Genomic DNA, 13,493 nt, shown 5'->3' with positions numbered 1-13,493 from the left:
ACTAATATTAACCTTCAGCGTACTCAACGCCACGTTGACCATGTTTCTCAACCACCGTGAGTAAGATTCGACTGCCTTCAGCGGCTGCTTTACCATCATCATCAACTGGCTCATCGAACGCTTCATCGGATAGTGTTACATGGACAGCCCCACCCTCAGCTAAGTCACCAAATAAAACCATGTTAGCTAGTGGTTTTTTGATCTCGTTTTGGATGAGTCGCTGCATTGGACGTGCCCCCATTAAGCGATCATAGCCTTTTTCCGCTAAGTAATCACGAACGGCATCATCAATTTCTAATACCACTTGTTTGTCATCAAGCTGCGCTTGCAATTCAACTAAGAACTTATCAACAACAGAGACCACTACAGATGGATCTAGCGCATTAAACTGAATAATGGCATCTAGACGGTTTCGGAACTCAGGCGTAAACACTCGGTTCATCGCCTCTGTATTATCTCGGCTGTGATCTTGCTTAGTAAAGCCCATTGACGCACGGCTGATATTTTCAGCTCCTACATTGGTAGTCATAATTAGAATAACTTGCTTAAAGCTAGCCACACGACCATTGTTATCGGTCAGCGTACCATGATCCATAACTTGTAATAACAAATTAAAGACATCAGGATGAGCTTTTTCAATTTCATCCAGTAGCAACACGCAATGTGGGTGCTGGTTAATTTTTTCAGTTAATAAACCGCCCTGATCAAATCCGACATAGCCTGGAGGCGCTCCAATCAATCGAGATGCCGTATGCGCTTCCATATATTCTGACATATCAAAACGTATGAGCTCAATGCCCATTAAATTAGCCAATTGTTTTGAGACCTCAGTCTTACCTACACCAGTAGGACCTGCAAACATGAAAGATCCAATCGGTTTTTCAGCAGACTTTAGTCCTGCGCGTGACAGTTTTATAGCATCAGATAACGTCTTAATGGCTTCATCCTGACCAAATACTAAGCGTTTTAAATCACGTTCAAGATGCTGCAACAAGGATTTATCATCATTCGATACTGATTTGGGTGGAATACGTGCCAATTTGGAGATAATAGCTTCAATATCTTCAACATCGATCACGACAGGCGCTTTAACAGCATCATCCTTTTCTTCATCACTACTTGTCTCAGTATCAGTTTCGGCTACATCAGCGTTACCTTCACTTTGTGAGAGCATTTCGTCAACGACTTTTTCACTTTCTTTATCATCGTCGTCCATTGCTGAAGTGATATCACTGTCCGTATTATCAGTATTCTGGTCAGATACATTGTCATCAGTGCTACCCTCAGCACTATCGGATTCACTCTCTCGCGTTTCTAGCTGATCATCTGACTTTGTAAGTGACTCATTGTCATCAAAGTCAGCCTCAAATTCAGAACTATTGAGTTCATCAATCAAACTGTTTTCATCTTCAACCTGATCGGCATTTGGGATAATCCCTAAACGTTTGTATGCACCCGCCTCATCGATAACATCAATTGCCTTATCGGGTAAAAACCGTTCATGAATATGTTTGGCTGATAAATTAACTGCGCTAACCAAGGCCGCATCCGTGTATTCAACATTATGAAACTCTTCATAACGAGACTTTAAACCTCGCAGAATGTCAATACTGTCATCAATGCTTGGCTCATTGACATCAATTTTTTGAAAGCGACGTGATAAAGCATGGTCTTTTTCAAATACTTGACGATATTCAGTAAAGGTTGTTGAACCTATACATCTTAATTCACCATTTGCCAATGCAGGTTTAATTAAATTTGACACGTCCATATTGCTGCTCATTGAGGAGCCAGCCCCAATAATCATATGGATTTCATCAATAAATAGGATGGCGTTGGGACTATCTTTTAAAGCCTCAAGTAGAGACTTCATACGTTTCTCAAAGTCCCCACGATACTTAGTTCCAGCAATTAAAGAACCAATATCAAGGCTGTAAATAACGCAGCCTTGTAATGGCTTTGGGGCTTTGTTATTTATGATCAACCATGCCAAACCTTCAGCAATAGATGTTTTACCCACGCCAGGATCACCAACCAGTAAAGGGTTGTTTTTACGACGGCGACATAATACTTGAGCAGTACGTTCGATTTCACTAGAACGACCGATTAAGGGATCTGTTTTACCCTCAGCAGCCCGTTTGTTTAAATTTTGAGCAAATTCAGTAAGCGGGTCTTTCTTATTTTTAACCCCCTTGGCATCAGTCGCTTCTGCATCTGCGGCGCTGCTCCGAGATTCATCTCCTTCGGCACCATGAGATAAATACTGGGTAAGCTCAAGGCGACTAACGCCCTGTTTCTTCAGTAAATAAACCGCATAGGTATCATGTTCTGAAAACATTGATACCAAGATATCAGAGCCTTCAACAAGTCTACCTGAGCCAATCGACTGTACGTGGAAAATGGCGCGTTGGAGAATGCGATCAAAACTCTGAGTCGCTTGTGGTGTCTGCTCCAAATCAGCATCAATAGTAGGGGTATGTTTCTCAATATAGGCTTCAAGATCAGAGCGTAAACTGGTAATATCTGCGCCACAAGACTTTAAGGTTGTGACAGCATTATTATTTTCAAGCAATGCTAATAGCAAATGCTCGACCGTTAAATATTCGTGTGACTTTTGCCGTGCTAACGTCATGGCTAAACGTAATGAAACTTCGAGATGACGACTTAACATAGATATGTCCTGATAGTTTTATAATTTTATAAATTGGTCAAATAGTTAATAATAAGATTAGGCATACTATTAACTATAGCAAGTTAATATATATTTGGGTTATCTAATTTAGTGTGAATCTAATTCTGTTATGTAACTGTCATGATACATTAAAGGTTGGGATCACATAAAGTATAAGCATTTATCATGCCTCATTTTAGACTGACAAACCAAAACGTTTATATTGCTGTCGAACACCCATTGATAATATATCTATTGACAGCTATTTCTACGGTTTTTAACGCTACAGATACTAGTTTTACGGTTATTGGTTCAATAGTTAATCATATAAACGGGATAATTAACGAGCAAAGCAGTGTAAATGTTTAAAAGGGTTATTTTTCGTTCGATAAAAACGTGAATTAATCTAAAAAAACCGTCAATACTGCATTAATACATACCACCATGAAATCTCATCAGATATCAGCGTCAATACTCAACCGCAACCTGATAACCAGGCGCAACTTATTTAACTGCAACTATTGGTGGTTTTAAAAAACGATTTTAAATGTTGTCACAATAGCTGATTTATAGAGGCAATTTGAACGGTTAATTTGATCAGTACACTAACTAAGTAAGGTTATGAACGGTAAAAATCAAGTCTATACTCAAATTATGTACGAATTAACAGTTTCAAGATAGTAAAGAATATTCTCTAAGCAATAAATAGGGTAATAATAATGATTTAAAATTTGCAAACAATCACTAGTAGACTTTCAAAGTGAATTGATTGATAGCGTTGAAAGGACATTTGCGATGACTGGAAATTAAAAGAGGGTTTACTTACGATAAGAGAGAAGGATTAAGTGGTAAGGGATTAAAAAAATTAATTAGGAAAGCTATTAACAAAATATATTAATACGAAACCTATAGTACTAATAAGTAAGGTTTAGGATAGTAGTAGATAAAGAAATTATCCTTGATGAGGCTCAATCTGAGTTAAAAGAGGATAGCCTTCTTTGCGAGCAGTTTGATTGACTTTCTTAGCTTTAGTCTCAGCAATATCTTTAGGATAAATACCTGCGATACCACGTCCTTGATGATGAATGTTCAGCATAATTTCAACGGCCTTGTCAGCATTATGACGAAACTCTGACTGTAATACATACACGACAAACTCCATTGGTGTATAGTCATCATTGTACATGACGACTGCATACATAGGCGGCTCAGCTATTTCTGGCTCTGCCACCATAATTTCAACTTCAGCCTCTTCCTCGTTTTCCTCGTCAATTAATTTAGAAGGCGTGGTCTTTAAAGGATACGACTTAGGTAGAGTGGCTGGGTGGTGCCAATCTGCTAAAACGGACTCTTCAAGAATCATCAGAGTTTCAGTGTCGATAGGTTCAATCATAAGTTATATTTATTTAGTCAGTATGTGTTGATAAATGTATTAAATAAAAGTCAAAATATTAAAGTTATAGTATCTATGACACGACGACAGTTAATCATAAATATTTAATTTTACAGAATTATTTATACTTATTAGCAAATTTAAAGCCCATAATTGGGCTATTAATTTATCATCGCTGAACTTAGTTACTCTGTTACAGGACGTTGATCCGGTTCTGGTACTTCTGATAAGGACATCGGCATTTTATCAATAGGTGAAGACAGTTGCCAGTTGTATATTTGTTCGACATTTTGTCCGTTAGATTGTAAATTTAACTTAACTTGCTTTGGTTTAAACCCTTCAGGCATAACAAATCTACCTCTGATACGTGCAATACCTTTAATGTCATACCTGCGTGGCTCTAAAGGCACCTCTACCAAACTGTCTTCATCTAGCAACGTTAAACTAGGTTTCAAAGTATGTTGCTGACCATCTTTGTCTAACATGGCCACATCAAACCGATATTCAAAGGCATTTTCGGGTAACGGCTCCATTTTAGCACCCACTATTTGTAGTGGTAAGCCACCCTGCTTAATAAGACTATTACTATATACGTCGTTTACTTGTAAGAGTTGCAGATTTTTAACTTCAAGTTTCTGCATGTCTCTGCGTAATTGACCTAGATTATTAAGACTAATATCTCTTTCTTTTCTGGTCGAATCAAGTTGTGACGTTAAATTTTCAACATTTTGTTGTAATTTTTTAACTTCTTGGGAGTTCAGTGATTGGGCAACACCTTCCTTTTGAGCATCTTTCTGTGAGGATTTATAGCCTTGAATATAACCAAATTTATAGCCAAAAGCAGTCGCAATTACACCCGTTAATAATACTGCAGACGCAAATAATACCAATAGCAGCGGGCTCATTTTTCCATAAGATGATCGCTTTGAATAACTTGAAGTTGATTTACTAATCTCGCTGGGCATGGTACTAGACTCGCATTATGTATCGGCAATTAATAAAAAACACCAATGAAACGGCTCAATATTATACCTAACTCTTTAGGCATTAACTAACAAATGTTGACTTTACGCAGATTCTGACACTTTAGTGAAAGTCAAACACCCTTACGTTAATCTGAAAAACAGTAATTTTATACTAAATCTAGAAATTATCCTATCTAGGAAGTCGAGTGCTAACGTTATTGATAGCAGGTTTAACGAGCCTGACAGAGTCTAACAAGGAATGATAATTTTAGATAAAGGTTTTAATTTTATTTTTTACATCGACAATTTTATATTAGAATCAACATATATATGCAACCCAAGCATTAAGCAGGCATATCAATATTCATAATCCCTAGGTTGCCTATAAACTTATTGCTTTCTATGGGACCACAGGAATATGGTCCAATCCTAATCCTTCATCGAAGCCAAACATTACATTCATACATTGTACCGCCTGTCCTGCAGCACCTTTTACTAAATTATCTTGAACGACTAATATCGTTGCTTCTTGTTTATCATTGTTCTGATAAACGGAAATACGCAATCGATTGCTAGCTCGGACACTACGTGTGTCAGGTAGCTCACCCTTAGGCAACACATCAATAAACGGCTCGTTTACATAGGCCTTTTCATACACTGACTGCAAGTCAAGCTGACACCCAGCTTCCGTCAACCCTAGATGAATGGTAGTGAACATGCCACGAATCATAGGCACCAAATGCGGGACAAAACGGATATTTTGCTTATATTTACTTTTTAGAAGTTGATGTACGCCCTGTTCTATTTCAGGTAAATGTCGATGACCCGATACACCATAAGCACTAAAGTTATCTGTGGTTTCAGCATAGTTAAGGGTTAACTTTGCTTGTCGACCTGCACCAGAAACACCTGATTTGGCATCAATGATAATACGAGATTCAATAATTGGCGCGTCCGATTGATTTTGAGCATCAATGACGGGTTTCAATCCTAAGATAGCAGTCGTTGGATAACACCCAGGATTGCCAATAACATTAGCAGATTTGATAGCCTCACGATTAATCTCAGGCAAACCATAAGCCGCCTCTTTCAGTAACTCTGGACAGACATGAGTATGTTTGTACCACTGCTCAAAGGTTTCAAGAGACTGTAATCTAAAATCGGCTGCTAAATCAATGACTTTGACGCCAGCTGACACCAAGCTTTCAGCTTGCTGCATTGCAACACCATGAGGAGTCGCAAAAAAGACCACATCACATTCAGCCAATGCTTCTAGGGTATTGTCACCTAAGTCGCTATAGGTCAAATTAGATATGCCTCTTAGACTAGGAAAAATACTAGAAACAGGTTTACCAGCTTCAGAGCGTGACGTTAACCATTTAATATTAACGTGGGGATGTGAAGATAATAAACGTATTAATTCAACCCCAGTGTATCCTGTTCCACCAACAATGGCTGCATTAATCATAGTCAATCCTATTTGATTTATTGATAGCTATGACATCATAACTATTAAATACTTATTTTATAGATACTAGTTTTTTAGATACTAGTTATATAGATACTAGTTTTATAGATACTGATTTTCACAGAGTCCGCTCATTATAAACTTTATTGCATAATAAAAGTAGCGAGTCAAAAATAGCTCTGCCCTCAGTCATATTTTAATTAGAGCTTGTACGCATGTACTGAATCAATAAATACTTTAGCATGTTCCGGGTTTACCCATTGGGTAATGCCATGCCCAAGATTTGCAATATATCCTGTTTTTTCATTATCCACATAAGCATCATCAAGCATAAGTTTGACTTGCTGGCGAATGCTATCGGGTGACCCATAAAGCGTTGCGGGGTCAAGGTTGCCTTGAACTGCTTTTTTATTTTGTGCCTTGGCTAATATTTCTCTCGCTTTATCGACCGGCATTGTCCAATCCAGTCCTAGGCAATCCGCCTCACTATCAGCCTGAATATCCAACCATAATCCTCCCCCTTTTGTAAAGACAACGACCGGAATATCGGGGTGGCGTTGTTTTAACTCAGTGACGACACGTTTGTTGTATTTATGGGAAAACTCGACAAATTGTCGATGTCCTAATGCCCCTCCCCAACTATCAAAAAGCTGGACTATTTGTGCCCCTGCTACAATTTGAGCATCTAGATAATCAATGATAGCCGTTGTCACATAATCTAAAATTTGGTGCAAGAACTCCGGTTTACTATACAAAAGACCTTTAGTATAGCGGTAGTCTTTTGAGCTGCCACCCTCGATCATATAAGTAACTAATGTCCAAGCACTGCCAGAGAATCCAAACAAGGGTACTAAACCATTAAGCGCTTTACGGATACTGGTCACGGCATCCATAACATACCCCAAGGCATCATTTGGGTCATAGGGCTCAAGATTGTTAAAGTCAGCTTCTGTCCGCAAGGTTCGCTTGAACTTAGGCCCTTCACCCGTCTCAAAGTACAACCCTAAACCCATAGCATCTGGAATCGTCAATATATCACTAAACAGGATAGCGGCGTCTAAGTCAAAGCGTCTAAGAGGTTGAAGGGTTACCTCAGTTGCCCGAGCAGTATCTTTACATAGGCTCATAAAGTCACCTGCCTCAGCCCGTGTGGCTTTATATTCTGGCAGATAACGCCCTGCTTGACGCATCATCCAAACGGGGGTGACATCGATAGATTCAAATCGTAAGGCCCTCAATAGTCGATCATTCTTAAGCGGCGCAAAGTTGTGGCAATGATTAGTCTTATCAGCTTTCAATGTGGACATTATTATCTCTTTAAATCACTAAAATTAATGGCTATGCATATTTTTTGTGCTAGTTTATGGTGCTCATTTTATTTATTAAGAATGGCCATGTCATCTCGATGAATCATAACCACTCTATCCTCTGAGCTACCCAGAATCTTGTCAAAATTTTGAGTACGCTCTCTCGCCACTCTACGAGCTTCATCGGATGAGAAGTTAACCTGTCCCACTGCGACACGCTCTTTAGTGTCTTGGTCAACAACAGCGACCACATCACCTTCCTCAAAATCACCTTGGATATCAACGACACCAACAGGCAATAGGCTTTTACCTTGTACAGTAATAGCATCAACAGCGCCAGCATCAATGTACAAAGTACCTGCCATACGCAAATGAGCTGCTAACCACTGCTTACGGGCAATAATTTTGTCTTGTTGATTGGTCTTAAGCAAGGTGCCTACCGATTCTCCGGCTACCACACGGGTAATCACCTTCTCAAAACTACCATTGGCAATTACCGTAGGACAGCCCCCCATAGCCGCTAACCTACCTGCCCGAATCTTGGTCAGCATACCACCACTGCCCAATTTTCCGCCTTCTCCTGCGATTTCGAACAAATATTCAGCCATCGCACGCTCTTGGCGAATCATTTTAGCATCAGGATTCTCTCGAGGGTTAGCCGTAAACACACCGTCTTGATCGGTCAAAATAATGTATAAGTCTGCGCTTACCATAGCCGCAGCCATCGCACCTAGCGTATCATTATCACCAAATTTTATTTCGTCCACTGTAATGGTGTCATTTTCATTAATAACGGGCAATACTCGCCAAGATAACAGCTTATCTAATGTATTGGCAGTATTGAGATATCGCTCACGGTTTGATAAGTCATCATGAGTGAGCAGTATCTGGGCGCTACGAATGCCACTTTGCATGAGCGCGGCCGCCCATGTTTCTATCAAACCCATTTGGCCGATAGCAGCACAAGCTTGTAGACCCTCAAGCTTCTTGGGACGTTCCTCAAGCCCCATACGCACAACCCCCTCAGCAACCGCCCCTGAAGATACCAATATCACCTCAGTACCCTCATGATGCAGCTTTGCTATCTGGCTTGCCCATTCATAGATAGCCGTGCGATCTAATCCTTTACCATTATTAGTGAGCAATGAAGAGCCAATCTTAACGATTACGCGTTTGACATCAAAGGATCGATTAACAGTAGCAAAACGCTCATCATCTGGAGAGGTGGGCATTGGTATTGGCCCGTCAAGCTTTGTAAGCTCTGAGTTTTTATTCTTATTATCTACACTCATAATTTTTCCAAAATTAATGAATTAGTTAGGCTGTGTTCACTATGTCAGCCATTCAGTAATACTAAATCTTGAGGTTAACCTATTAAGGGTGGCGATCGTAAACACGAAGATAGTCGTTTCAATAATTCCTTTAAAGATAGGTTATTTAATGCAAAGTATAACGTTTCTCTAAGGATTATGGCGCATAGACAACTTCAACACCGTCTTCGTCATCATCGTCTGGGTTTTCCATATTAAAAGCAGCTTCCCGTTGGGCTCGACGAGCGGCTCGATAGGCCTCTTTTTGCTCTTCCGTATTTAATCGTACTTCCGCCTCTAGGCGCTCAAATCTCTCTTTTTGGGCTTCTGCAAATAGAGGATCTTCCTCTTCACGCTCTTTTTCACGTTCAATAACGTTCATCAAGTGATATTTGACATCATCGACGCCTTGACCGGTTAACGTAGAGGTTCTAAAAACGGCACCCGTCCAGCCGAGTTCAGCAACAATATGCAAGCACAGTTCATTTAACTCGTCAGCATCCGGTACTTGGTCGATTTTGTTTAATATCAAAATCTGAGGTAAGTTTGCTAATTCTGGAGAAAAGCGTTCGAGTTCGTTTAATATCACACGGCCATTCTCAACAGGATCACTGCCATCAATCGGCTTAATATCGATGATATGAAGTAAACGACGAGTACGAGCCACATGTTTCAAAAACCGTATACCCAGACCCGCCCCATCTGAAGCACCTTCAATAAGACCAGGAATATCAGCCATTACAAATGAGCGATGTAGTCCAACATCCACCACTCCTAAATTCGGAACAAGGGTAGTAAAGGGATAATCAGCAACTTTGGGCTTAGCTGACGACACTTGACGGATGAAGGTCGATTTACCGGCATTGGGCAAACCAATTAATCCCACATCAGCCACTACTTTGAGCTCAAACTTAAGCTCCTTTATCTCACCATCAAATCCATTGGTTGCTTTACGCGGAGCTTGATTAGTAGAGCTTTTAAAGTGGGTATTACCCAATCCACCATCGCCGCCTTTGGCAACTAATAGCTCTTGACCAATTTCAGTCAAATCACCGATGACCTCGCCTGTTTCGTTATCAATGATAGTGGTACCAATGGGTACGCGCAAATAGATATCTTCTGCACCTCTACCTGAGCAATTCTTGCTATGACCGTTCTCACCTCGTCCGGCATCATAACGACGCGTATAACGGTAATCTACTAAGGTGTTGGTATTATCATCAGCAACAACGAAGACATCACCGCCTTTGCCGCCATCTCCGCCATCTGGCCCACCCCGAGGTACATACTTCTCTCGGCGAAAGCTCACAATGCCGTTACCGCCATCCCCTGCTTTGACAGTAACAATTGCTTCATCAATAAATCGCATTGGTCTTGCTCCCTTCTTTTCTTAAGTTAGTCAATTTTAAATGCTAAACAAAGCCCTTTAAAACGGATATAGATATATGGATAAAAACAGAAAAATAATAAAAATTATTCTATAAAATTTATTCTTTAAAAATAAGGTGCTAATAAAATTAGCTATTAATTAGGCATTAATATAATCAATAACAATCAATAATAAAAAATCATAACGCCATATTCTACAGCATTAAACCAAGATTATATGTATAAATACCCGATAACCATATTGATTATCGGGTATCGTTAAAATATACCAGTCATACCCTATCAAAATCTAAATTAATCTTCAAAGATTACAACATTTTGCCCTCTATCACCCTATGTCATTGCTAACGCTTGAGAACAACGAAAGACTATTGGCAAAATATTAAATAAGAAAAGGGTAAGTCTATATATCTGCGGTTTGCCAACAACTATCTCGCTGCCTATAGCCGATTAGTCATAAAACCAGTATCTTGACAGAACAGTAACTAGAGAAAATTGGCAAAACTTAGCGCTAGTACTAGCTAAGCGCTAATATTAGTATAGTGAATACCAGCCATTTGTGCCGCTACTCTTAATACTTGAGTACTGTAACCGACTTCATTATCATACCAAACATAAACAGTCGCATGATTATCAGTCACAATTGTCGCTTCAGCATCATAGATACCAACTTGTTTAGTACCTACGAAATCAGTTGATACCGCTTCAGTTGAATCAGAGTAAGCAATTTGCGACTGCCAAGCATCGCTATTAGACACTTCTTTGAAAAATGCGTTTAAAGCATCTGCACTCTCTGGTGCTTTCTCAAGATTTAAATTTAGGATAGCCAGACTGACATTCGGTGTCGGTACACGTATCGCATTACCGGTCAATTTACCATTTAGCTCTGGCATTGCTTTACCGACAGCTTTTGCTGCGCCTGTGCTGGTAATTACCATATTTAATACAGCACTGCGTCCACGGCGATCAGACTTATGATAATTATCAATCAAGTTTTGGTCATTAGTAAAGGCATGAATAGTTTCAACATGACCATTAACAATACCAAATTCATCATGGATTACTTTTAAAGACGGCGTAATAGCATTGGTAGTACAGCTAGCGGCACTGACGATAGTATCATCACCAATGGTATCGTTATTAACACCATATACAACGTTTTTGATATCACCTTTAGAGGGTGCGGTTAATAGAACTTTTTTGACCCCTTTTGCTTTAAGGTGTTTACCTAAACCGTCTTCATCTTTCCAAATGCCAGTATTATCAATCACAATGGCGTCGTTAATACCATAGCTAGTATAATCGATTTCACTAGGATCATTGGCGTAGATAACTTGAATGAAACGACCATTAGCAATAATACCTTGGTTTTCTTCGTCCACCACCACTGAGCCTGAGAAGGTTCCGTGAACTGAGTCACGCTCAAGTAAAGAGGCACGCTTAGCTATATCACCCTCTTTACCGGGACGCACAACAAAGGCTTTTAATTGTAGCCCCTTATCGGTCGCTGCCTCAGATAATAATAAACGGGTTAAAATACGTCCGATACGTCCAAAACCATATAATACGACATCCGTAGCGGTACTATTGGCTGACTGAGATTGGTCGCTATTGGCTAAAGCATCTGCTGCGTTGTCTTTATTTTTAACCAGTTGACCCGCATCAATAACGGCTGTCTTAAGATTATCAATTTTAGCAACCTCTTTAACAGTGGTTAAAACGTCTGACAGAGCTAAAGCATTACCATTATTACGTTGTGCAGTTTGCTGAACTTTAGTAACCACATCGGCTGTCGATAAACCGTTTAGGGCTTCACCGAACAAGTTAACTTTAATATCTTTATTAATATATAAATCATGGAGTATGTTAACCAGCTCATAGGCTAGGTTATCTTGTTCTTGATATTTGGCTAAGTGAACTTGGTGTAATTTGCGTCGCGTATCAGCATTACTCACAATAGTCATCCTTTGGATAAATGAAAATAAGAAGGAAAAATTAATGAACGTCGCATTATTGTCAAATCAATTTAACGAATAACAATGCGTTTTTTTATAGTGCCAATTTATAGCACGGTGGTCTATATGACTGCTAGATTTTAAATCATATTGCCAAATTTAGCCAGTCAGTTAACTCTGAGGTTTGGAGATTCATGCATTGACGTGTCTCACAAACAACTGAAATTAAATTGGTATGGATAGATATAAACTCAACAAAATATAATTTAAATCTGTTAAATACTGTTAATCACTTACAGGCTGAGGCGTCGTGTGAGGCGTTAATTTAAGCGCTGAGATATCGTAGCCCTGACTTTGAGCGATATCCGTATAATAGGTATAAACGTTTTTTGATAGGCTTGGGTCTCTCGATAATATCCATAAATACTTATTATCAGGTGTACCCACTAACGCACTCTCATAGTTATCACTCAGTCCTAAAACCCAATAATCAGCTTTACCTACTGGCAACCATCTTAGCCAACTGGGTAAAAAACTAACTTTAAGTTCACTACCTGAGTCATTAGCCGGCATGGCAAGCCCTTCATCACGTAATGTATCACCGTTTTCTTTTTTACATTGGTTGATAACATTAACAGATTCAATATTACCGGCATCATCAGAATTTAAAGAATAAGTTGCTGTCACATCTGACGCGCAGTTTTTTTGAAAAGGCATAGGCAGACGTGCAATCTCATACCATTGACCAGCATACTTATGCAGATCAACTTGAGCTACTGAAGAAGGCTCAGAGACTCTCATCTCGGCGTTTAATCTGCTTGCAGGGGTCACAACCTCCCCTGTTTCAGAGTGGGCTAAAGATGTATAAGCTGCTAATGGTATCAATATAGCTAAAGCAATACCGGTATGCTTAAGTAGCGTCCGCATGAATTTACGATCTGGGATGTCGGGTTTATAATCAGTCATAATATTATTTATCTGAATTTAAAATGAGTTTATTTACGATAGAAATCTTTAGAATGAGGTCCATTTAAT

General features: G+C 39.4%; 9 protein-coding genes. All 9 read right to left on the bottom strand.

Annotation, left to right across the window (positions count from 1 at the left end):
- Positions 1-7: 7 nt before the first annotated feature.
- Positions 8-2,671 (bottom strand): AAA family ATPase, encoded by a 2,664-nt coding sequence (locus tag AC2SLT_RS04620; RefSeq protein ID WP_486546461.1) that lies wholly within the window; start codon positions 2,669-2,671, stop codon positions 8-10.
- Between the two features lie 952 nt (positions 2,672-3,623).
- Positions 3,624-4,064: an ATP-dependent Clp protease adapter ClpS gene (clpS, locus tag AC2SLT_RS04615; RefSeq protein WP_486546460.1), complete on the bottom strand. Its 441-nt coding sequence runs from the start codon at positions 4,062-4,064 to the stop codon at positions 3,624-3,626.
- A 185-nt stretch (positions 4,065-4,249) separates the two neighbouring features.
- Entirely contained in the window at positions 4,250-4,969 is a 720-nt protein-coding gene (locus tag AC2SLT_RS04610; protein ID WP_486546459.1) for a hypothetical protein, read from the bottom strand.
- 460 nt (positions 4,970-5,429) lie between these two features.
- Entirely contained in the window at positions 5,430-6,497 is a 1,068-nt protein-coding gene (gene argC, locus AC2SLT_RS04605; protein WP_486546458.1) for an N-acetyl-gamma-glutamyl-phosphate reductase, read from the bottom strand.
- Positions 6,498-6,697: 200 nt separating this feature from the next.
- Positions 6,698-7,804, bottom strand: coding sequence for a uroporphyrinogen decarboxylase (gene hemE, locus AC2SLT_RS04600; RefSeq protein WP_486546457.1), 1,107 nt, complete (start codon positions 7,802-7,804; stop codon positions 6,698-6,700).
- 68 nt (positions 7,805-7,872) lie between these two features.
- Positions 7,873-9,036: a glutamate 5-kinase gene (gene proB, locus AC2SLT_RS04595; RefSeq protein ID WP_486546591.1), complete on the bottom strand. Its 1,164-nt coding sequence runs from the start codon at positions 9,034-9,036 to the stop codon at positions 7,873-7,875.
- Between the two features lie 235 nt (positions 9,037-9,271).
- Positions 9,272-10,483 carry a GTPase ObgE gene (gene obgE / locus AC2SLT_RS04590; protein ID WP_486546456.1) on the bottom strand — a complete coding sequence of 404 codons (1,212 nt, stop codon included), beginning with the start codon at positions 10,481-10,483 and terminating at the stop codon, positions 9,272-9,274.
- Between the two features lie 541 nt (positions 10,484-11,024).
- Positions 11,025-12,467 carry a glyceraldehyde-3-phosphate dehydrogenase gene (locus tag AC2SLT_RS04585; RefSeq protein WP_486546455.1) on the bottom strand — a complete coding sequence of 481 codons (1,443 nt, stop codon included), beginning with the start codon at positions 12,465-12,467 and terminating at the stop codon, positions 11,025-11,027.
- 276 nt (positions 12,468-12,743) lie between these two features.
- Positions 12,744-13,424, bottom strand: coding sequence for a lipocalin family protein (locus AC2SLT_RS04580; RefSeq protein WP_486546454.1), 681 nt, complete (start codon positions 13,422-13,424; stop codon positions 12,744-12,746).
- Positions 13,425-13,493 lie beyond the last annotated feature (69 nt).

Source organism: Psychrobacter sp. CX18 (assembly GCF_057396215.1).
Note: the sequence above shows the minus strand (reverse complement) of the source record. Positions and strands in the feature narration are given on the sequence as shown.